This window comes from Paenibacillus solani (assembly GCF_001277345.1).
In the GTDB taxonomy this organism is placed as follows: Bacteria; Bacillota; Bacilli; order Paenibacillales; family Paenibacillaceae; genus Paenibacillus_AQ; species Paenibacillus_AQ solani.
Window position 1 is genome coordinate 3,029,574 of record NZ_LIUT01000001.1, and the last position, 22,307, is coordinate 3,051,880.

Consider the following 22,307-nt stretch of genomic DNA (forward strand, 5'->3'; position numbering starts at 1 on the left):
GGGCTACGTTCGGTATCGGTCAATTAAGGTTAGCTACACTATAACATTTTCCAAGATGGGTTATAAACTTATTCCAGTAACGAAAATAATATACCATAACCAATCTGAAAGTTGACGCATTTTATTGTGAAAAAAATCATTTATACAAAAATGTAAACGCTATCTTGTAAAATATGCGAGGTAATTATATAATCTTTCCCAACAGAGACCAAGATTCTTTGCCAAAGGGGCTGCTTTTGCCCCAAACTTATTTTGGTCGTTGGAGAAACTAAACTGCAAAATCATACACAAAGGGGGCATCTCGTCACAAGAGGCATTCCTACGTACTTGCCTAACCATCACCATCGCATGCTCAACAATCATATGAATTCAAGGAGGAAATTTGATGAAAAGAAGAATGTCTGTCCTTATTTCGGTTCTCTTCATGTTCAGTTTGTTACTGACTGCTTGCGGAGGAGGCGATGCCTCTGGAGGAAATCAGGGCAAGAAGGTCATTAACGTTGCTCTCTGGGACGAAAATGTGCGGGATACGCTGGACAAATCCATCAAAATTTTCAATGAGAAGCATCCTGATGTTCAAGTGAAAGTCACCTACACTCCATGGGCCGATTATTGGACTAAGCTGAAGACCAGCCTGGCGGGCAATAGTGGTCCTGATGTGTATTGGATGAACGGGCCTAACTTTCATTCCTATGCTTCCTCGGGTCTGATCAAGGATCTGTCTCCTCTTATCGAACAAAGCGGGCTGGACACCTCGGTTTACAATGAAGCCCTCGTCGATATGTATACCTATCAGGGAAAGCTTCATGGGCTTCCATACTTCCAGGATTCCATCGCGCTCTTCTATAACAAAGAATTATTTGACAAAGCAGGAGTTTCTTATCCTGACAACACCTGGACCTGGGAGACCGTAGAGGAGAATGCAGCCAAGCTGACGGATAAGTCCAGCGGCATATACGGCTTCATAGCACCCATCGACAGCCAAATCGGTTATTACAACTTTATTGCCCAAGCAGGCGGATATGTTATTTCCGATGATAAAAAATCCTCCGGGTTTGATTCGCCCGAAACTTTGTCAGCCTTTAAGTGGGAGCAGGGCTTGATGGAAAAAGGCTACTCCCCAAGTGCGCAGCAGCAGCTGGAGACTAAACCACGTCAATTGTTCGGCTCCGGCAAGGCCGCCATGTTACCGGGAATTTCGGTGAACTCCCCCGAATTGTTTGAGCTCCTCGGCGATAAACTCGCTGTTGCCGAGCTTCCTGCCGGCAAGAAAAAAGCATCCATTGTGCATGGACTCAGCTGGGCTATCAACGGCAAGACAAAGGTTGAGCAGGAATCCTGGGATTTGATTCAGATCCTTTCCGGCAAGGAAGGACAAGAGCTGCTCGCTGAATCAGGCTTCTCGATGCCTGCGTACAAAGGAACAGAGAGCGGCTGGCTGGACTCCATTCCATCCCTTGACCTGCAGGTGTTTGTGGACAGCCTGGAATTTGCCGTACCTTATCCTGTATCCCAAAAAACCGCCGAGTGGCAGGATGCAGAAGTGAAGGAAATCCAGGCGGCATTCCTTGGCAAGAAAACGTTTGAAGAGGCACTCAAAAATGCTGGCGAACAGATGAATGCCATTCTGGCAACAGAAACCAAGTGACACTCAGCCGATCATTAGTGTGAACAATCATGAATGTTGAGTCAGCACTGTGGTCATTTAAATGGCTTACCTTTAATTGACCCAGAGCTGACTTGAATCCTATCCAAAGGACGGTGTAGCCTGTGAGCTCGTACATCACTGTAAATGCAGATCCTCCTAAAGCGAAAACCAAGCGAAAGGTCGGAAAACTTGCTGTACAAGAAGCGGTATGGGGCTTCATCTTCATTCTGCCTGTTGTTCTGGGCCTTGGCCTGTTCTATATGGCACCATCCGCGGCATCCCTGTTTCTGTCATTTACTTCATGGGACGGCCTAAGCTCGCCCCAATTCATCGGTTTCGATAACTTCGCGAACCTAATGAAGGATGCGAAATTCACCGGTTCCATGCTGAATACAATGCTGTATACAATCGGCACCGTGCCGTTATCCGTGTCTATTGCCACGCTGCTGGCCGTGCTTCTGAACCAGAAGATCAAAGGCATGGTTTTCTACCGTACCTTCTACTTTATACCTGTGATCACCATGCCAATCGCTGTCGGTATGGTTTGGAAATGGCTGTACAATTCCGAATTCGGATTAATCAATCATGTGCTGGGTGTCATGAACTTACCGCAGCCAAACTGGCTGTTTGATGAGCGATTCGCATTGCTGTCGATCGTTCTTGTCAGTGTCTGGAGCACCATCGGATATAATGCCGTCATTCTGTTATCCGGGCTTCAAGGCATCTCGGGCAGCTATTATGAAGCGGCTTCGCTTGATGGTGCAGGAAAAATGTATAAGTTCTTCCGAATTACACTGCCACTACTCACGCCAAGCTTGTTCTTTGTCTTGGTCATGTCCTTTATTAATTCGTTTCAGGTGTTTGACCTGATCTTCATCATGATGGATCAGCAAACCACCATGCTGGAGTCCACCCGGACAGTGGTGTACAGCATCTGGGAAGACGGATTCAAGTATTTCAACATGGGCTACGCTTCTGCACAAGCCTTCATTCTGTTCATCGTTATTCTGATTATCACCATGGTTCAAATGTATATTCAGAAGCGCTGGGTCCACTACCAATAACAGGAGGTGTCAAGACGTGAATACTTCAACCCATTCAGGAAAAGCAGGTCGTCTGACAGTCCACATCCTGTTAGCTGTTGGTGCTCTGCTCATGATCATGCCGTTTCTGTGGATGATATCCACTTCTTTTAAATCTTTTGCAGATTCCATGTCCGTGCCACCCAAGTGGCTCCCTATCGATTGGCATCCGGACAATTATCTTCGGGTCATCCAAACGATTGACTTCGGAACTTATTACTTGAACACTACGTTGGTTACGCTCGGACGTACGGCGGGCCAGCTCATCCTGTGCTCACTAGCAGCCTATTCATTTGCCTGCTTGAGATTCCCTTTCAAAAACACGATCTTTCTCGCTCTGCTCGCCGTATTAATGGTGCCATCACAAGTTGTGATGATACCTAGCTTTGTCATCATGCGCGAATTCAATTGGCTGGATACGTTCTATGTACTTATCATACCTGGCATATTCAGTGCCTTCGGTACGTTCTTATTAAGACAGTTTTTTATGACACTGCCCAAGGACTTGGAGGAAGCTGCCAAGATCGACGGCTGCAGTTACTTCCGGATTTACTGGAATATTTATTTACCGCTGTCCAAGGCTGCGCTCGTCTCCTTGGCGATCTTCACCATTTTAGCTTCTTGGAACGATCTGCTGTGGCCGCTCATCATGACCAGCTCTGAGGAGATGCGCGTACTCTCGATCGGCATCTCCAGCTTCCAGGGACAGCATTCTACAGATTATCCCCTGCTGATGGCAGGTGCACTAATGGCCACATTGCCGATCATCATTCTCTTCATCTTCCTTCAGCGCTATTTCATTGAAGGAATTGCCATGAACGGAATAAAAGGTTGAGCATCAAAAAAAGTGAAACACGAGATAAAAGGAGTGTACAGACATGTTACAAGTGTTAGTGATTGGAGCCGGCACCATGGGAAGAGCCCATGCTGCCGCCTACGCTTCAATGCCAGGCGCTCAGCTTATCGGCATTGCCGATATCCGAATGGAACAAGCACAGCAGCTTGCAGAGAAATGTGGTACTCGCGCTTATCCCTCTTTTGAGGATGCAGTAAGCGATTTAGGCACAGAACGAATCAATGTCATTGATGTCTGCCTGCCAACCCCGCTTCACAAAAATTATGTTGTCATGGCCGCGGATATCGGCAAGCATGTCATATGCGAAAAGCCGCTGGCACGGAGCGAAGAAGACGCACGCTTCATGATCGACTACTGTCAGGAGAAGGGAGTTCGTTTGTTTGTCGGTCATGTGCTTCGCTTTTTCCCCGAATATGTTAAAGCCAAATCCATCCTCGATCAAGGCGGCATTGGTAAACCGGCTGTGATACGAGCTGGCCGAGGCGGCGGATATCCCATTGGCTGGAATCATTGGTACAGTGACTTTGGAGCAAGCGGCGGTATTACGCTGGATGCCATGATCCATGATTTTGATTACCTCCGCTGGTGCTTCGGTGAGGTGGAACGTGTCTATGCAAAAGGATTACATGGCCGTCATCAGGCCCAGCTGGATTATGCACTGGTAACCCTTCGTTTCCGCTCTGGCGTTATTGCTCATGTGGAAGGAACCTGGGCACACGAGGGTTTCTCCATGAACTTGGAGATGGCAGGCACCAAGGGCATCATTGATTACGACAGTGCCAAGGATAGCCCGATCCTGTTCAAAACAAGAAGCAATGCCGCTACAATTCCCGGCGTTGCTGTCCCGGAAAGCCCGCTGGCACGAAGCCCCTATTACCGGGAGCTGGAACACTTCATGTCATGCATTCGAGACGGCAGCGAGCCGCTCGTATCTGCTGAAGATGCCTATGAAGCACTGCGGATCGCGCTTGCCGCTTTAGCCTCTATGGACTCTGGAGAGCCCGTATTGATCGATAACACTACACCTGTCATTACCTCAACCTAAAAAGGAGACATAACTATGAAAATCGGAGTGATCAGCTTTGCGCATATGCATGCGTTTAGTTACACAAAAGCTCTGCTGGAGATTGAAGGCGTGGAGCTTACCGGCATTGCAGATCCCGTAGAGGAGCGCGGCCGGAAATATGCCGAGCATTTCGGAACCGTCTATTATCAGGATTATCGCGAATTGTTAAAACAAGGTTTGAATGGGGTCATTGTTACTTCCGAGAATGTTCACCATAAAGAGCATGTCCTCGCCGCTGCGAAGGCCGGGGTTCATGTGCTCTGCGAAAAACCGCTCTCCACCAACATACAGGACGCCCAGGCCATGATTGACGCCTGCAAAGCGAATGGTGTCCTGCTGCAAACTGCGTTCCCGGTACGCTACAATACGACAGTCGTACGTGCCAAACAGATGATTGATGAAGGCAAGTTAGGCCGCATACTGGCCATGAAGGGCACGAATCGCGGCCGTAACCCTGGCGGCTGGTTTGTCGATCCGGAACTATCCGGCGGGGGTGCTGTTATCGATCATACCGTCCATGTTGCCGATATCATGCGCTGGATTACAGGAACTGAGGTTAAAGATGTGTACGCCGAGGTGGATCATCTGATCTCGGAGAACCCCATCGACGACAGCGGCATTTTGACGATGGAGTTCGACAACGGGGTGTTTGCCACGCTGGATTGCAGCTGGTCGCGGAACAAGGAGTTTCCGACCTGGGGCGATGTCACCCTTGAGATCATCGGTTCGGAGGGAACGCTGAGCATTGACGCGACCAGTCAGAAACTGCATGTCTACACGGATGAATCCGGCTACCGCCATCATGCCTGGGGAGATGGCATGGATGCCAGTCTGGTTAGAGACTTCGTATCCTCCATCTCGTCTGGCGCAGCGGAAGCTTCAGTCACGGGAGAGGATGGGCTTAGGGCGCTTGCTATCGCTCTGGCTGCCTATCAGTCCTCCGAAGGTCATCGGACCGTTGCGATGGCTGAGCTGTAATTCATCAATCGCACAGAAGAAGCACACGCATATTTTGCGGGGCTTCTCTGTGCTCTTTTTCATAGAGGATACCAGCTTGAGAGCGCAAAATGAAGGGTTGAATAATATAGAGTCCGGAGCTATAATCACGTGTGAGCAATCGAGTCACTGGAACATAATACCAACATCTTAACGATCGGAAGTGAGGCAGCATATGATTAAAGCAGGTGTGATTGGGGCAGGTGGCATGGGTGCCGTCCACATCAAGAACCTTCATGAGAACGAACATGTACGACTGGCTGCAATATGTGATACGAATGAGACATTAGCCAAGCAGCAGGCTGAACAATACGGTGCAGCTTATTATACGGACGGCAGTACGATGCTGGAGCAGGAACCGCTGGACGTACTATATATATGCATTCCACCCTTTTGCCATGGAGATTTAGAAGAACAAGCCGCCGCGAAAGGGATTCACTTGATGGTAGAGAAGCCGCTTGGTCTGGACATCGAGTCCGTACGACATAAAGCCAAGGTTATTTCTGAAAGCGGGATCATTGCAGCTTCCGGTTATTGCTTGCGGTACCTGGATACCGTAGCGATTGCCAAGGATTATCTTAAGGACAAAAAAATCGGCATGGTCCGTGCCCATTACATAACAACACCCGTACCCACTCCTTGGTGGCGCAAAAAAGCATTGTCCGGCGGGCAGCTTGTTGAACAATCCACCCACACAATGGACCTGGTTCGTTACCTGTGCGGGGATATAAACCGTCTATATGCCGATATGAATCTCCTGCTTATGGATGACATTCCGGATCTGGACATTCCGGATGTGGGTGCCATTCAGTTCGTGCTGGAATCCGGAGCTGTCGGCCATATGCAAACAGGCTTCATCCAGTTTGATCACCGCAACGGAATCGAAATTATGGGCCGGGACTACCGCTTAGTGCTGGACGGAACCACGCTCTCCATTGTAGACAAAGAGAAGGAAATCGTGTATCGCAGCAAAACAGACTTTTACAAAAATCTAACCCATGCCTTGATTGACGCTATTCGTAACAACGACCCGAGCCTCGTGCTGGCGTCTTATGAAGACGGCTTCAAGACGCTGGAAGCGACGCTCGCTGCTAATGAATCTGCGGAAACCGGCCAACCTGTCATCCTGCAGAAATAGTAAAAAAGGGGCATGCTCGTGGTCTGTATACCTTGAGCATGCCCCTTAATTTTAGGTTAAAAAATGCTTAGATCGTGTAACGCAGCAAGCTGCTTTATATCCAGGAAGCTTGCTACTTGCGCGTTATCCGTATTGGAGAGTTGAGCCCAATCCATTCTTAAAGCCCCAGGGAAATGTATTTCACTTCCAGGAACTCCTCCATACCATAATGTCCGCCTTCCCGGCCAAGCCCGCTCTCTTTAAATCCGCCAAACGGTGCTTGCGCAGTTGAAGGCACAGGATCATTCACACCAACAATCCCGTATTCCAATGCTTCAGCAATGTGTACGGCTTCCCCAAGATTCTGGGTAAATACATAGGCCGCTAATCCATAAGGGCTGTCGTTGGCACGTTCCACTGCTTCATCAATCGTAGCAAAAGTCGTGATCGGAGCAAGCGGACCAAAGGTTTCTTCATTCATGCATTCCATATCATCGGTTACGTTGACCAAGACTGTAGGCTCGATGTAGTGACTTCCTAGCTCAGACAGAACTTGACCTCCTGCCAAAATGGTACCGCCTTTCTCTACAGCATCCTTGATCTGCTTTACAACTTTATCTACAGCGTCTTGATTAATCAGAGGACCGATATCGACACCAGCCTCGAGTCCATTCCCTACCTTCAATTGCTTAACGCGCTCGGCAAATTTACTTGCAAACTGGTCGGCCACTTCCTCCTGTACGTAAACCCGGTTCGCACAAACGCAGGTTTGTCCCCCATTTCGGAACTTCGAAGAGACTAAGCCCGCAGCAGCTTGGTCCAAATCTGCTTGATTGGTCACGATAAACGGAGCATGGCCGCCAAGCTCAAGCGATATTTTCTTCACGTTAGCTGCAGCACCTGCCATCAATTGCTTCCCGACTTTAGTTGACCCCGTAAAAGAAAGCTTTCTTACCCGAGAATCCTCTTGCCATACACTGGAGATATCGCTTGAAGATCCAGTTACGATATTAATGACCCCGGCAGGAATACCAGCCTCCTCTGCTAGCTCCACCAGCTTGATGGCCGTAAAAGGCGTTTCACTGGATGGCTTGATTACGACCGTACAGCCGGCCGCCAGGGCAGGAGCAACTTTTCTTGTAATCATCGAAGCAGGAAAATTCCAAGGCGTAATGGCTGCCACTACACCAACGGGCTGCTTGGTAACAATAATACGCTGACGGTTCGACGATCCGGGTATGGTTTCTCCATATACGCGTTTACCTTCTTCCGCGTACCAAGCCACAAAGCTATTTGCATAAGCAATCTCGCCAGCCGCTTCCTGAAGCGGCTTCCCCTGCTCCGTGGTCATGATCCGGGCCAGTTCCTCCGTATGCTCTTCTATTAATTGATGCCAGCGGCGAAGCAGATCTCCCCGCTCATTCGCCGTTCTGCGTGACCATGCCGGAAAAGCTTTAGCTGCGGCATCCACCGCTTGCTTCGCCTCCTCCTTGCCTGCTTTGGGAACACTACCGATTTTCTTGCCGTCCGCAGGATTATATACATCCATCTGTTCATCCGTCTCAATCCATTGTCCGCCAATATAATTCTGATTCCTAAACATCGTAACAACCTCCTTATACAATCTTACTTTGTGAGCTTCTATTCTGTGGATACGCAGCTAAAATGGTAAAACGTACTCACTACTATTATCCGATAACCACTTACCCTCATGCAAAATAATAAAACACTGGAACTTATATCATAAGTCCCAGTGTTTTAAATATTCGTATCAATGCATCATCTTATTTAATGGCTGCGTCTACTTCAGTAACCATTTCCGATACGGACGTCAAGCCGCCGCCAGAAAGATACCAGAAATCTGGATTCAGATAAACGATATGGCCTTCTTTTGCCGCCTTCGTTGTATTTACAAGCTCGTTCTCAACAACAGCTTTGGCACCTGATTCCCCTTCACCAGTGGAAACAGCAGCACCGCGGTCAACAACGAAGAGATAATCCGGGTTCATCTCAACGATATACTCATTGGAGATGTCTTTACCATGTGTGCTGACCTCAATATTAGGATCTACAGCTTCAAAGCCAAACACATCATGCAGAATACCGAAGCGGGAACCTGGTCCATAGGCGCTAATTTTGCCTTCATTCGCCAGAATGATCAGTGCTTTCTTACCTGTAGCCGTTGCTTTCTCGTTCAAAGTTTTAATGTTCTCGTCAATGGTAGCCAGCTCTTTTTCAACTTCTGCTTCTTTACCAAAGATTTGACCCAGTGTATTCATGTTGGACTTGAAGGATTCCATGTATTTGCTGGTATCTACGCCCAGGAAGACGGTCGGTGCGATCTTGTTCAGCTCATCATAAGCATCTTGCTGTCTGCCGGAGATAATGATCAGGTCTGGCTTAATGCTGTTGATTTTCTCAAAATCTGGTTCTTTCAAGCTGCCTACGTTCTCGTACTTCTTATCTTCGAATTTGGACAAGTATGCCGGAATATTCGCTTGTGGTACACCCAGGACATCAACGCCCAGCTTATCCAGAGAGTCAAGAATACCGAAATCGAAAACAACGACGCGGGAAGGATTCTTAGTAATATCTGCTTTGCCCAGTTTATGCTCGATTGTCAATTTCTCGGTCGCTGCGGGAGAATCCCCAGCAGCAGCATCTCCACCGCTTGCTCCGCCTGTTTTGTCACTTTGTCCGCAAGCAGCAAGCACAAGGGTGAACATTGCTACCATAAATAAAGCTAACCATTTTCTCATTGTCTGCACCTCATTAATTTTTTTGATATTTTCATATAAATCAACATATATTTGAATTTATGGTTGATTATGTAATCTTATGGAGACAGATGGATTCGTGCCGACCTCTATTTCAAGGCAGCTTCCTGATGAGTGGAGATAAGGATTCCGATCTTTCTTCCTTCCTTGATAGAACCCCTATCCTCACCTCACGATCTCTTCATCGCTTTTAGGCGTAATATACACATACTCTATTGTCATTAATCTCTTCGATCTCGATATCCATATCGTAGATATCACGAAGGACATTGCTCTGAATGATATTTTTGGTCTGACCTTCGCTCTCGATGGCACCGTTCTTCAATGCAACGATGTAATCCGAATAGAAGGAAGCGAAGTTGATATCATGGATTACGATGACAATCGTTTTGTTCAGATCTGCAACGAGCCTTCTGAGAATCTTCATAATCTGCACGGAGTGTTTCATGTCCAAGTTATTCAGGGGCTCATCAAGCAGAATATAATCCGTGTTCTGAGCGATGACCATTGCAATATAAGCACGCTGGGTCTGACCGCCGCTGAGCTGATGGAGGAATTTATGCTGCATATCCCCAAGCTCCATATAAGAGATTGCTTCGTCCACGTATTTCTCGTCTTCTGCATTCAGTCTACCTTGCGAGTAAGGAAAACGGCCGAAGGATACAAGCTCGCGTACCGTTAAGCGTAGGCTGATATGGTTGGATTGTTTCAGTATGGAAACCTTCTTCGCCAAGTCTCCGCTCTTCCATTGGCTTACCTCTTTGCCGTCAACGGTAATTTGACCGCTGTCCTTGCCAGTCAATCTGCTAATCATGGACAGCAAAGTACTCTTACCGGCGCCGTTAGGACCGATAAAGGAAGTGATCTGACCTTTCGGGATCGTAACTGACACGTTGTCAACGACCTTTTTGCCGCCATAGACTTTCGATACGTTCGTAACCTGGATCATGCTTTACTCTCCTTTAGTAGCAGGTATATGAAGTAAACACCGCCGATGAAGTTTATGATAACGCTGAGCGTAGTAGAGAACGTAAATACCCGTTCTACAACCAGTTGTCCGCCGACCAAGGCGATAATACTAATCAGAATGGAAGCAGTGATTAAGTGTGAATGCCGATAGGTTTTCATCACTTCATAAGCAACATTGACGACGAGCAGACCAAGGAATGTGATCGGCCCAACCAGCGCGGTCGCAACCGAGATTAATATGGCTACAATGATCAGGAGCCGCTTGACAACATAATCATAATTCACACCCAGATTAATCGCCTGCTCACGGCCGAGCGATAGCACGTTTAGGTACTTAGCAAACCGGGCAAAATACAGCAGGGTCAACGCTACTACAATGAATGAAAGAACCAGAAGCTCGGTTTTCACATTGTTGAAGCTGGCGAACATTTTGTCAGCTACAAACTGGAACTCGTTCGGATCAATCAGCACCTCCATGAAAGAAGACATACTGGAGAACAGAGTTCCAAAGATCATGCCGATCAGCAGCAGGAAGTATATGTTGTTTCCTTCCCTCTGGAACAGAATCTTATACAACACTCCGGCAAACAGAATCATCGCGCCGACATTGATCAGAAAGTTTACATTGCTGCCCAATTTATGCAGCGTGAAAGATCCAAAGACGAAGATAACTGTGGTCTGGATTAAAATATATAAGGAATCTAATCCCATCACGCTTGGCGTCAAGATCCGGTTATTCGTGACCGTTTGGAACACCGTGGTTGACAGAGCAATCGCTCCGCCGGTCAGAATAATGGCAAGCACTTTCTTGATTCTTCTTGGAAAAGCGTAATCCCAACTGCCCCCAAGATCTATGAACAGAAAGACTGCCACCAGGATGATTGCCGCCGCGGCCAACAGGCCGAGTTTGGCTTTATAAGTCATAAGCCTTTCTCCTCATCAGTAAGAAAATGAATATGCCGCTTCCGAGTACGCCCACGGTTAGACTAATCGGAATTTCGTAGGGATAGATTACAATCCGGCCAAGAATGTCACAGAACAATACGAACCCGGCCCCCAAGAGTGCGGTATGCGAAAGGCTCTTCTTCAAGTGATCTCCTAAGTACAGGCTGACGATATTCGGAATAATCAGACCAAGAAACGGAATCACTCCAACCGTTAACACAACGGATGCCGTAACCAGCGCTACAATGACCAGACCCACATTCACAATTCTCCTGTAACGAAGTCCCAGGTTCGTTGCGAATTCTTCTCCCATCCCAGCCACTGTGAATTTGTTGGCGAACAAGTATGCCATAATCACCAGCGGGATACTAATATAAAGCATTTCATATTGGCCCTTCATGATCATGGAGAAGTCACCCTGGAGCCATGCGGACATGTTCTGGATCAGATCATATTTGTAGGCAAAGAAGGTAGCAATTGAACTGACGATGTTACCAAACATAAGCCCTACAAGCGGGATAAAGATCGCATCCTTGAACTTGATTCGATCCAGGATCTTCATGAAGATAAAAGTACCTGCCAAGGCGAATACAAAAGCCACCAGCATTTTGATAAGCGGACCGCTAGTCGTGAAGACCAGCATGGCCACCAATATCCCCAGCCTCGCAGAGTCCATCGTGCCTGCCGTGGTTGGCGATACGAACTTGTTACGGCTGAGCTGCTGCATGATTAAACCGCAGATACTCATGCTGACACCCGCCAATATGAGACTGACTAGCCTGGGAATGCGGCTGACAAGCATAATATGCTGTTGTTGTTCGGTCATGGAGAACAGTTCGAGTGGCGATATATCTTTAACTCCAATAAATAAGGAAATGATGGAGAGTACCACAACTGCTGCTAATAAATATCTTAATTTCATGGCTCTTCCTTCTACACGTTTGTCTCTGTTCTAGCCTCATAGCTTGTAATCTTCATAATTATGAATATTCTCATTGAGATTGATTATCAATCGCGTTCTGATATGCATTATATCATCCTCATTCTCAATCGACAAGTATAATTGAGAATCAAAATCATTTAAATGTTTCATTTTGGGATTATTTGTTCATCGAATGTTCATAATATGAAGTTTCATCAGGTTTGCGGGGATCCGTTCTCATTTTTCCATAATCGCCCCTTCACCCTCATTGATAAATTGAACAATGGATCGTTGACAATGAATCTATATTATATTAATATACTAACATAACTATTATTCCTAACTAATTGTTAGTTAGTGTGGAATGATCTTTCTTATTATACTATTACCAGAATCGAATATGCATAATTGCTCCTTGTTAAGGACATCTTTCTAATCAGAGTCATGTATATTTGATTACTCAGGAGGTTAATTCATGTCTAAAGATTTTACATCCGCACTCAAGAATCGTCGTTCCTACTACGCAATCAGCAAAGACTCCGTCATTTCTGATGAGCGCATCAAGGAAATTGTAAACGAAGCTGTAAAGTACACTCCATCTTCTTTCAACTCCCAAAGCGCTCGCGTTGTGGTACTTCTTGGCGAGCAGCATGACAAACTGTGGAACCTCACAGAACATATTCTGAAAGAAGTTGTTGGTGATGAGGAAGCATTCAAATCCACCGCTGAGAAAATGGGTGCATTCCGCGCTGGTTATGGTACTGTATTGTTCTTCGAAGACAACAACGTCGTAGCCGAATTGCAGCAGAACTTTGCTGCTTATGCCGATAACTTCCCGGTATGGTCCAACCAATCCAACGGCATGCTGCAATTTGTTGTATGGACTTCCCTCGAGGCTGAAGGCCTTGGCGCTTCCTTGCAGCACTACAACCCATTGATCGATGAGAAAGTGAAGTCTGAATGGAACATTCCTGAGAACTGGAAGCTGCTAGCTCAAATGCCTTTTGGTAAACCAGTGGCTGAGCCAGGCGAGAAAGAATTCGCACCGCTCGAAGACCGCGTGAAATTCTATAACTAATTCATAAGAGGCGCCATCTAAGTTTATGATAACTTGGATGGCGCCTCTTTTTTTTCGTACACTTTCTTCATTAAATAATATGTTAAGACTCAGTTCAGTCTACATCTAATAGAGCCCTAAGAAACGGCTTGATCTCTTTATAGCCCTGTTCCGGTTCCCACCGCTGAATGGCTGTTTCGTCCCCGTCCACGATCCACTTCAGTTTATCTTTCAATATCTCGGTAAAATCAGGCTCTCCTTTGGATTCGATCAGCATTCGTTTAACCAGAACAGCCCAATCCGTCGAATTCATTCGATCCGGATACTTCTCTGCCAACCGAAGAACACTTTCGAGTGTACCTTTTCCTAGCAAATGAGCGGCCAAATAATTACCGATAAAGCGATGACTTGGGTCCAAGGGAATACTCTGTTCAAACCACGTCTCTGACTCCCGGTACTTTCCTTGCTTCATAAGTGCGGTTGCATGAAGAGAGTCGGTGTAGGAACGGTCTTCATGATCTCCCCGAATAGACAAGTATCGATCGAACGCTTGGTTGTATTCATCCCATTCCTCATGATTGTAGAAGTAATCCGCCAACTCCCACAGGTACGTAGGCGCTGGGCGCTGCCCGATCATTGCCTCTAAGGCGATCAGGGTTTCCTTGGAACCCTTGGATGCTATATCCTCTGCCAGCATGTCCTTCAGCTGCAACATACGAAGCTTCATTCTAAGACTGTGAACATCCCCGGGATTCAGCTTCACCTTCCGAGTATAGCCTTCCAACGCTTCATCATATTTACGGTCGAGCACTAGACGATCCTCTGGCGTCTCTTCTCGTTCTTTTAACAGAAAATAGGGTAAAGAATCTATCGTTTGCTCATTTAACCGATAACCGCTGCTGCTTGTTAATCTCGTACCATCTTCCCTGTAGGCATCCACAGACCAGAAGAAAAATCCTGCCGGATTAGCAAAGCCAAGCACACCGCCAGGGTCCACTGTTGTCCATTCATTACGGTCCTCATAAGAGATACCAACTCTTTGGTCATACAGATCTTGAACCGAAACCCGCAGCGAATTTCCTTCTATATAATTAGCAATCGACGTCATGATTTTCCCGCCATCTTGTAACTGCATACCAATATTCACTTTATAGTAGGCAGCTTCGGGAAACGAATCCCACTCAAAATAAATGGTATCGTCACGTATTTCTTCATTATTCACCGGGGTTCTCAACTGAATGAGCGGCTGCATCGTAACATCGATGCTTTGTTGTGATCCTCGGGCAACCTCTACCCAATCTCCTGCGTCGATAGACCAGGTTCTGCCGTCAATCTGCTCATAATTCAAACCGATGGCAAGCTGGTAACTTCCAGCTTCTACACTCTCGAAACGATATTGTCCCTTTGCATCCGTCAGCATCTGATAGGGTTCACTTCTCAGCGGACTGTGATATTGATCTATTTTCTTTCGCAGCATAATGCCAACAAAAGGCATGGGCTCTCCTTCGCTGCTTTGCACAGTTCCGCTGACCGTTGAGAGTAACTCTCTATCCAATATACTTTGCAAGCGATTATTAAGTTGGTTTATACGGCTCGTAACCTCAGAATTTTTATTTCGCCGGTTGGAACCTTCAGACAACTGATTTAATACCTCTTTCGCAGCATGGGGGCTGCCCCGGCGCAGCAGCATTTCGGAATGATACAAGGCCGCTTTTCCAATAATGTCATCGCGATCTCCATAAGGGGCATCTGCCAAATACTCATATTGCTGTGCCGCCCGCTCAGGCTGATCCAGCCCATCATTTGTGCTCGCAAGCTCTAATTTTAATTCATACAGATAAGAAGAAATCGCACGGTCTGAATTCAATCCATTATGGATGTCATTCTCAAACTTCTGAATTACCATCTCCAGCAAATCTGCTGCAGCCTGTAAATCCCCGTCCATTGCATAATAGTCTGACAGCTGAACCGCTGCAAACATCAGGAATCTCCCTGCAGGAGCCCCCTGTACATATTGACGCAATAGCTGCATTCCTTCATCCTGAGTAAAATGGATTTTCCCATCGATATCTCCACTTGCCATGGTGAATCCCGGGCTGATAAAGACATCAAACCGGTGAATGAGCTCAGTTTCTTTGGGCTCAATCACATACTTCTCGATCAGCTTCCATTTATGCTTATTACTTTTCGTATTATGAATAAGGCTCAGGATCTTGGCCTTACTCTCAAGATTGCCTTGTTCCAGCTGTTTCTGTGCAATCATCAATTCTATTCGAGGCGAGATGTTATGCAGGACAATGAACAGGAGAATCACACTCACAACCCCCAGCACCAAGTGCTTAATCTTGATCCGAATCTTCAAGCCTGGCCACCATCCTCTCATACTGATCCTTCCAGTAGATACTACCACCAACTTCAAGCAGCTCCGTCCCTGCCTGTAGTGACACAGATGGAGCGGGCTTCATCACAGGGTCTTTCCATAAGTAAATTCCAATGACGAGGACGAACACGCTCGCACTGACATAACCAATCACAGTTGCCCGTATTTCGATCTCCTTGTTCCATAATGAAGCCAGACGTTCCCGACCTGATTTGGGAAAGGTACGTGATATAACCTTATCCGCACCATGGAAACGGATGTCCTCCAGCTCCTGATTTATTTTTTCAGCAATATCCTGTTTCCCGTTACCCATCGCTCTCCCCCATCTCCATAATCATCTGCCGAAGCTTATTGCGTCCTCTCATTAAACGCGCCTTCACGGTATTCACATTCAGCTGCAATTGATCTGCAATCTCCAGTACACCTAATTCATTGAAATAATACAGCGTAATCACTTCACGATATGTATAAGGCAGCTGCTGGATCGACTTAGTCATTTCACCCTCACGCCAATGATGGATCATTGCCTCTTCCGCTGCGGGAGCGACTTCGTCTACATGAAGGTCCATTCTTGGGTTGGGAAAAATGTGGCGCCAATCCCAAGTACGCTGCCGCATTCGGCACCGATTCACCGCAATCCGGGTCAGCCAGCTCCGCAGTTTGTCAGCATCACGAAGCTGAGAGATATTCTCAAACGCCTGGATAAATGTATCTTGAACAGCCTCTTCAGCAGCTTGACGGTCACGCAGCAGCAGCACCGTGGTGCGCAGCAAGTAATCTCCATACTGCTCCATCAATTCCCGGAGAGCCGCCTCATCTTTATTTTTTAAACGTTGGATAACATCCAGGCCATTTCACCCCTCTCTTATATATGGATGCGCCTCATCGCTCGCCGGTTGCATGAATTTGAAATAAATACCCCAAAATACATTGGGAATGATTGAAAACCTATGGTTAAAAAGATACAATAACACAAGTGAGACCCCCTGTCTGAATCATAAAATGGACTGGATGATATCTCACGATAAGCAACTGCATATATGTTGGCTGTACTAGGGGTGCCTTGTGCTGAGAGACGGCGTGCCGCCGTTAACCCTTAACCACCCGATCTAGGTCATACTAGCGTGGGGAAGTGTAGCATTTATGTTTATTTCGCTATGTAGGCATAACTGCACTTCCTTATGGAGGGTGCGGTTTTTTTGCGTGCTTATTTTGCGTACTTACTATTTATTATGGAGAGGAAGATGAGTGATGAGTGAGCTGGTATGCGGGACCAGCAGGATTGTAGGGTGCCGTTTCTCGGTGTTTCCTATGACAGACCGATTTGTAGAAGTGATCATGGGAGCCCTTCATTCTGTCGATACCACCAAGGTATGGGTCCAGACAGATGATGTGAGTACCTGTGTACGTGGACGTATGGAGCATGTGTTTGATGTGACAAGGGCTATTTTCGCCCATGCTGCTGCGAGTGGAGTCCACACGGTCTTCCAGGGCACCTATTCTATCGGTTGTCCAGGTGATACGGATGCTGATGTATATATGGACGAAGATCCGACTCTGTTAAACTGCGATATCGGCAAACATGCCGATATTGAAACTGCCTGTCAATTTGCTCTTTACCCACTGGGAACGGACAATTATATGGAAGTCATCTATAATGAAGTTCATCGGGCGAAGGCCGCCGGAACCTTCAATGGCAGTGTTCATTACGCCAGTCGATTGGACGGAGCATTATCGCAGGTGTTTGAATCACTGGAAAATGCGTTTCAACACGCAATTCAATCTGATCACAGCCATTTGGTCATGACCGCGGTCGTGTCGGCCCACAGTCCATCAGCCAAATCGAAATGATGTCCAGATGACAGGCAAAGGCCCGGCAAGCGCCGGGCCTTTATCATATGCTGTTGCAATTCTTGATGAGTTAAACCCAAACGCTCAAGATGATAACGAGCAGGATATAAAGAACCAAGATAATTCCTACAGAATTGCCATAGTTTCCGCCATAAGTTCCGCTCATGAATATCCCTCCTGGATTCAAATAATGTCGTGATGTAAGCAAATCACATGATTATAGTATTGCTCATGTCGGGCATGCGCCACGGCGTTTGTACCCCATTTTTTATATGACGAGCTTGATTATTCCCTGATATGCGCCGCGCTTGCTCGATGGATTTGATTGTCTGCGTCTGCGTAAATAGTGTATATAGCTTACATAACATCGTTCATCAATTCCATTTCATGACTGCTTCAACTCGGTTCCCTTCCTTTTGAAAAAAAGGGCTTGGACAATCTAATTCAGCAAAAACCCCGGCCGCTCCTGAATCATATGGTAAATAAACGATGACCCTTATGATGCTCTCAAGGAAGAAGGGATAGATAAGATGAACTATATTCAAATGCTCTCCAAATTAGGCATGGGCAGTGCTCATCCCGGCGGATTCGAAGCAACCCTTCGAATGCTGAATAATTACCCTATTCAACCAAACAGCCGCATTCTGGAAGTGGGTTGCGGAACAGGACGGACCGCGTGTCATCTGTCCGAGATGGGATACAAAGTAACTGCTATTGATTTAAACGAGAATATGATTATCAAAGCGCGTAAGAGAGCCGCAGCCATGGAGATGGATGTGCAGTTCCTTCAGGCGGACGTGTGTGCATTGCCTTTTGAGGATAATCAATTTGATCTCATTATGGCTGAATCGGTCACAGTATTCACAAATACCGCCAAGTCGCTGCCCGAGTATTACCGCGTTCTAGATCACGGAGGCGCCCTCATGGACAGAGAATTGCTGCTTGATAAGCCGATGCCGGAGACGAAGCTCCAGGAACTGCTGGAATTCTTCGGGATTCCGAATCTGATGATGAGCGAAGAATGGTCTGAATCTCTAATGGCCAGCGGCTTTACACAGGTGGATATTCTGGAATACAACCGCTTCAATGAACAATTAAAGGAGGAGCAAACCCGCCATTTGGATGTATACGAACAACGAGATAAAGGACTGCTATTTGATGCTTCGCTCTGGGAGACGCTATTTAAGCATGACCGCATGATTCTCGATAATACCGATTATTTGGCTTCCGCCTTATTCCGTGCCGTAAAGTAATACGACTTCATATTTAAACGTGATGAGGGAAACTGCATGAGATCTGTGCAGCCCCTCTTTCTTTTATACGACAGACTTTCGACCTAATCCTACACTTTTTTTCAATTCCTTGTATCTAGTTTTGCCTGTCGATGCTATAATCATGGTAAAAATATCCTATGTTGTTGAGGAGGACTCATTCTTATGACATGGTTCAACAGACTCCCAATCTCACGAAAGATTACCGCAGCCTGTTATCTCATCGCCGCATTGTTTGCAATTCCAATGCTGGTGGCCTTTATTCTTATGGGTAAAGCCATCATTGGTATCATACTTGTGGTGGTACTTATCGGCATTGCGCTTCCTTTATCCAGCGTGATCGAGAAAGCGCTTACCGATTCATTTTCGGAAATTTCCAGTGTTTCCGCCAAAATTGCCAAAGGCGATTTCACTTTCCAGGTGAAAGAAGTTGGGGGCATGAATGATCTTAGCAGAACTTTCAACAGCATGGTAGACAAGCTTCGTAAAATACTGCAAGAAACCTCCACCATCAGTCGGCAGGTAATGACGTCTAGCTCCAACATTTCAATTAATAATCAGGAGCTCATTCAAGTCATGAATCAAGTCTCGTTATCGTCCAATGAGTTGGCCGTCGGAGCTAACGAAATTTCAGAGGATGTATCCGAGATGACGAATTCCATCCGTGAAATCGAAGAAAAGGTCAGTAACTATACGCATTCGACCCAGGAAATGAATACACGATCAAGGGAAACATTAGGTCTGGTTGAGCAAGGCAGAGACTCCGTTGCCAAACAATCGGCAGGAATGCAGCGAAATATCGAGGCAACCTCCAAAGTCTCCGAGTCCATTGATGCATTGGCCAAAAGTGCAATAGGAATCACGAAAATTACGGAAACCATATCGGAACTTGCCGATCAGACCAATTTATTATCTCTTAACGCTTCCATCGAGGCAGCCAGAGCTGGCGAGCATGGTGCAGGGTTTGCCGTGGTAGCCCAAGAGGTCCGTAAATTGGCGGAGGAATCTACATCCTCGACCCGGGAGGTATTCAATCTTGTACGGAGCATCGAATCCGACGTAAAGCATGCAACACAGAATATTAAGATTAATGAAGAGGTCGTGCGGCAGCAAACCGAAATGATCCGTGAAGCAGAGCAGGTCTTCATGGAAATTGTCAAAAGTGTACAATATATTTCAGAACAGATCTCTGCATTCTCGAAGGAGAGCGAATCTATGCTGGAAAGTGCCCAGAACATCTCCTCAGCAATTCAGAATATATCTGCCATCACGCAGCAATCTGCCGCTGGAACGGAGCAAGTATCGGCATCTATGAACGAAGGCATCTCGTCCATCCAGAAGATGGCTGAGGAAGCAGAAGGAATGAATAATGCTGTCTTCCAACTGCAGAAAACCATCAACATATTTAAATTCTAAGTAGAGCACGGCCTACATAAGCCTTACGCTATATCTAACCCAAAAGCCAAGAATCGCAGTTGGATTCTTGGCCTTTTGGGTCCTCTTTATCTTTATCTTTTTTCTATATATGCTTACAGCTTCAATTACTGCTCCACAGCCTTGCGATATGAACAAGCTGCCCTTCATCAAATTCGACCCGATATATGTCCGGCATGGTGGTTCCCTGCCAGAAATGATAATCAAACCGCTGATCATAATGATTCAGCATGAGCGTCATAATATCACCATGCGTACCAATCACGATACGCTTTCCTGAATACTCGTTCAAGACCTCCTCAATCATCCGTACTGCACGGCTTTGCGCAGTTGTACTCGATTCTCCTCCCGGGAAGGAGTAGGCAAAATCCTGAAACAACTTCTCCTTCGCTTCGAGAAAAGAATATCCCTGAAAATCCCCAACCTTTCGTTCCCTCAAGTCCTCATACTCCTCGATCGGTAATGCCAAAGCGTCCGCCAACGGTTGGATGGTATCCTTCGCCCGTTGATATGAGCTCGCAATGACAACGTCAATATCCTCTTTTAGGAGTAGATCCTTTACTCGCTCTGCCGCCCGCACTCCCTCCACAGACAAACCGCGAGCTCTTTCCTTCCCCTCGATAAATGGAGATTCCGCATGTCTCACAAAATATAAAATTGTCATCCTTCCACCTCTGTTCCCATTCCCACATCGGACTCTTCCTGTACGGCAGGCTCCATGATCATTTCAACGAATGGTGTTAAAGGCAGCAACCCCAATGTCTCCAGCGGAATCCATTTTGCTCCTAATGAGTCCTGACCATCACCGTCCGTTCTTAGCACCGCTTGATCATCCAGCAGCTCGACGTCATAAATGATGCCGATGTGATGCAGCTCCTCCATCTGGTTTACATCGTACTGATAAATGATGGTATAAGATACGGCTGTCCGGATGTTTCCTGTAATGGGTGCAAGTCCGGTTTCCTCGATAAACTCCCGCTGCAGGGTAAGTTCAGGCTCTTCTCCAAATTCGATGGAACCGCCCGGCAAATCCCATTTTCCCTTGTGCGGCCCCCTCGCTTTCTGGATCAACAGAATATGGTCATCCCGGACCAGTACGCCATAAACACCCAGATGTGTATACTTCTCCATGATCAAGCCCCCTGTTATTTGGCAAAGGCGTAATCTGTAACACACTGAATGAAAACGCCCCTGCCAACCTGAATCTCGTATTTAATGCCAAAATATCACTATGTATTCGTTATGGAACGCAACACTCTTCTAATCTTAATCTTCCATAATGGTAAGCTGCGTCCACTGTTCCTTCCATTGTTTCTTCTGCACGCGCTGCAAATAGTAGCTTCGTTTGTGGAATTCCGGGCATCTTCGAACGCGAAGAGCAAATAAATCCTCGAGTCCATAAGGACAGCAGAGAACAATTTCGCCCGCCTCATTCAGTTGCGCCCCAATGGCAGTAGCCGTTTCTGTCCAATGACTTAATGCGTCATATGTCGAACTGTAGGGCTCATCGCCGTTCTTCTCATGCATCCTGGCTTGATTCTTAACCGACCACTTCGGGTTACCCGTTACGCTTCTTAAGCCATCCTCCAATCGAAGATCTCGCTCTTCAGACACATCGCTGGGGTCGAAATATACGACATCGATATCCGTATGCCTGTCCGTCCCCTCCAGCCCATGCAGCAGATCCCATACATAATTCCTAATGTAACCTGCAGCTATATAGCATTGCGGCAAGCCTAAATCGCGAACGATCCCCAAATCTGTCATTAATTGCTTATGGTGCCCTATGTAATCCTTTAATCGCTGCTCTAGCATTCAATCACCACCATCACTTGATATCCCCCCTGGTTATCGCATCTCAACGTTCCAAGGAGTTTAGTCGCACCATCGAATAGGAACACTCTGATACCTAATTCCGTATAAAAAAGATAAGACC

General features: G+C 46.7%; 22 protein-coding genes and 1 riboswitch. Of the genes, 10 read left to right on the forward strand and 12 right to left on the reverse strand.

Annotated elements, in window-relative coordinates:
- The first annotated feature begins 385 nt into the window (after positions 1-385).
- The 6 genes from AM231_RS13690 (at position 386) to AM231_RS13715 (ending at position 6,786) form a co-directional block, all read left to right on the forward strand.
- Positions 386-1,648 (forward strand): ABC transporter substrate-binding protein, encoded by a 1,263-nt coding sequence (locus AM231_RS13690; RefSeq protein ID WP_054403017.1) that lies wholly within the window; start codon positions 386-388, stop codon positions 1,646-1,648.
- A gap of 122 nt (positions 1,649-1,770) precedes the next feature.
- Positions 1,771-2,712, forward strand: a complete 942-nt coding sequence (locus tag AM231_RS13695) for a carbohydrate ABC transporter permease (RefSeq protein WP_054403018.1) — start codon at positions 1,771-1,773, stop codon at positions 2,710-2,712.
- Between the two features lie 16 nt (positions 2,713-2,728).
- Entirely contained in the window at positions 2,729-3,565 is an 837-nt protein-coding gene (locus AM231_RS13700; protein ID WP_054403019.1) for a carbohydrate ABC transporter permease, read from the forward strand.
- 43 nt (positions 3,566-3,608) lie between these two features.
- Positions 3,609-4,631 carry a Gfo/Idh/MocA family protein gene (locus AM231_RS13705; protein ID WP_054403020.1) on the forward strand — a complete coding sequence of 341 codons (1,023 nt, stop codon included), beginning with the start codon at positions 3,609-3,611 and terminating at the stop codon, positions 4,629-4,631.
- A gap of 15 nt (positions 4,632-4,646) precedes the next feature.
- Complete coding sequence (locus tag AM231_RS13710; RefSeq protein WP_054403021.1) at positions 4,647-5,630, forward strand: Gfo/Idh/MocA family protein; 984 nt, start codon at positions 4,647-4,649, stop codon at positions 5,628-5,630.
- A gap of 193 nt (positions 5,631-5,823) precedes the next feature.
- Entirely contained in the window at positions 5,824-6,786 is a 963-nt protein-coding gene (locus AM231_RS13715; RefSeq protein WP_054403022.1) for a Gfo/Idh/MocA family protein, read from the forward strand.
- Between the two features lie 157 nt (positions 6,787-6,943).
- On the opposite strand, the gene AM231_RS13720 is transcribed toward AM231_RS13715, so the two are convergent.
- The 5 genes from AM231_RS13720 to AM231_RS13740 all read right to left on the reverse strand — a co-directional run bounded on the left by AM231_RS13720 (position 6,944) and on the right by AM231_RS13740 (position 12,378).
- Entirely contained in the window at positions 6,944-8,368 is a 1,425-nt protein-coding gene (locus tag AM231_RS13720) for an NAD-dependent succinate-semialdehyde dehydrogenase (RefSeq protein ID WP_054403023.1), read from the reverse strand.
- A gap of 181 nt (positions 8,369-8,549) precedes the next feature.
- The gene (locus AM231_RS13725; RefSeq protein ID WP_054403024.1) at positions 8,550-9,524 is read right to left on the reverse strand and encodes a siderophore ABC transporter substrate-binding protein; all 975 of its coding nucleotides are present in this window, start codon (positions 9,522-9,524) and stop codon (positions 8,550-8,552) included.
- 208 nt (positions 9,525-9,732) lie between these two features.
- Entirely contained in the window at positions 9,733-10,491 is a 759-nt protein-coding gene (locus tag AM231_RS13730) for an iron ABC transporter ATP-binding protein (RefSeq protein ID WP_054403025.1), read from the reverse strand.
- On the reverse strand, positions 10,488-11,435 hold the full coding sequence (locus AM231_RS13735) for an iron chelate uptake ABC transporter family permease subunit (protein ID WP_053492545.1): 948 nt from the start codon (positions 11,433-11,435) through the stop codon (positions 10,488-10,490). Before AM231_RS13735 ends, AM231_RS13730 begins: the two co-directional genes overlap by 4 nt.
- Complete coding sequence (locus tag AM231_RS13740; RefSeq protein ID WP_054403026.1) at positions 11,425-12,378, reverse strand: ABC transporter permease; 954 nt, start codon at positions 12,376-12,378, stop codon at positions 11,425-11,427. Before AM231_RS13740 ends, AM231_RS13735 begins: the two co-directional genes overlap by 11 nt.
- A gap of 475 nt (positions 12,379-12,853) precedes the next feature.
- Between AM231_RS13740 and AM231_RS13745 the strand changes: the two genes are divergently transcribed.
- Positions 12,854-13,456, forward strand: coding sequence for a nitroreductase family protein (locus AM231_RS13745; RefSeq protein ID WP_054403027.1), 603 nt, complete (start codon positions 12,854-12,856; stop codon positions 13,454-13,456).
- Between the two features lie 94 nt (positions 13,457-13,550).
- Here AM231_RS13745 and AM231_RS13750 read toward each other — a convergent pair whose 3' ends face one another.
- The 3 genes from AM231_RS13750 to AM231_RS13760 are packed head-to-tail and all read right to left on the reverse strand — an operon-like array spanning position 13,551 to position 16,663.
- Positions 13,551-15,818, reverse strand: a complete 2,268-nt coding sequence (locus tag AM231_RS13750) for a carboxypeptidase-like regulatory domain-containing protein (RefSeq protein WP_082341630.1) — start codon at positions 15,816-15,818, stop codon at positions 13,551-13,553.
- On the reverse strand, positions 15,775-16,128 hold the full coding sequence (locus tag AM231_RS13755) for a hypothetical protein (protein ID WP_054403029.1): 354 nt from the start codon (positions 16,126-16,128) through the stop codon (positions 15,775-15,777). Before AM231_RS13755 ends, AM231_RS13750 begins: the two co-directional genes overlap by 44 nt.
- Positions 16,121-16,663, reverse strand: a complete 543-nt coding sequence (locus AM231_RS13760) for a sigma-70 family RNA polymerase sigma factor (RefSeq protein WP_278044633.1) — start codon at positions 16,661-16,663, stop codon at positions 16,121-16,123. Before AM231_RS13760 ends, AM231_RS13755 begins: the two co-directional genes overlap by 8 nt.
- Positions 16,664-16,859: 196 nt before the next feature.
- A riboswitch (TPP riboswitch) is annotated at positions 16,860-16,963 on the forward strand.
- Positions 16,964-17,066: 103 nt separating this feature from the next.
- On the opposite strand from AM231_RS13760, the gene AM231_RS13765 reads away from it, so the two are divergent.
- A complete protein-coding gene (locus AM231_RS13765) occupies positions 17,067-17,666 on the forward strand; it encodes a YkoF family thiamine/hydroxymethylpyrimidine-binding protein (RefSeq protein ID WP_054403035.1) in 600 nt (199 codons plus the stop codon).
- A gap of 70 nt (positions 17,667-17,736) precedes the next feature.
- Here the strand turns inward: AM231_RS13765 and AM231_RS28175 are convergent, their stop codons facing one another.
- Complete coding sequence (locus AM231_RS28175) at positions 17,737-17,832, reverse strand: sporulation protein YjcZ (protein WP_082341631.1); 96 nt, start codon at positions 17,830-17,832, stop codon at positions 17,737-17,739.
- Between the two features lie 364 nt (positions 17,833-18,196).
- Here AM231_RS28175 and AM231_RS13770 point away from each other — a divergent pair, with 364 nt between their 5' ends.
- Positions 18,197-18,919, forward strand: a complete 723-nt coding sequence (locus AM231_RS13770) for a class I SAM-dependent methyltransferase (RefSeq protein WP_054403037.1) — start codon at positions 18,197-18,199, stop codon at positions 18,917-18,919.
- A 183-nt stretch (positions 18,920-19,102) separates the two neighbouring features.
- Positions 19,103-20,353, forward strand: coding sequence for a methyl-accepting chemotaxis protein (locus tag AM231_RS13775; RefSeq protein WP_054403039.1), 1,251 nt, complete (start codon positions 19,103-19,105; stop codon positions 20,351-20,353).
- A gap of 121 nt (positions 20,354-20,474) precedes the next feature.
- Here the strand turns inward: AM231_RS13775 and AM231_RS13780 are convergent, their stop codons facing one another.
- The 3 genes from AM231_RS13780 to AM231_RS13790 form a co-directional block, all read right to left on the reverse strand.
- A complete protein-coding gene (locus AM231_RS13780; RefSeq protein WP_341271609.1) occupies positions 20,475-21,017 on the reverse strand; it encodes a histidine phosphatase family protein in 543 nt (180 codons plus the stop codon).
- Positions 21,018-21,031: 14 nt separating this feature from the next.
- Positions 21,032-21,502 (reverse strand): NUDIX hydrolase, encoded by a 471-nt coding sequence (locus tag AM231_RS13785; RefSeq protein ID WP_054403045.1) that lies wholly within the window; start codon positions 21,500-21,502, stop codon positions 21,032-21,034.
- Positions 21,503-21,637: 135 nt separating this feature from the next.
- The gene (locus tag AM231_RS13790) at positions 21,638-22,186 is read right to left on the reverse strand and encodes a nucleotidyltransferase family protein (protein WP_054403047.1); all 549 of its coding nucleotides are present in this window, start codon (positions 22,184-22,186) and stop codon (positions 21,638-21,640) included.
- Between the last annotated feature and the right edge of the window lie 121 nt (positions 22,187-22,307).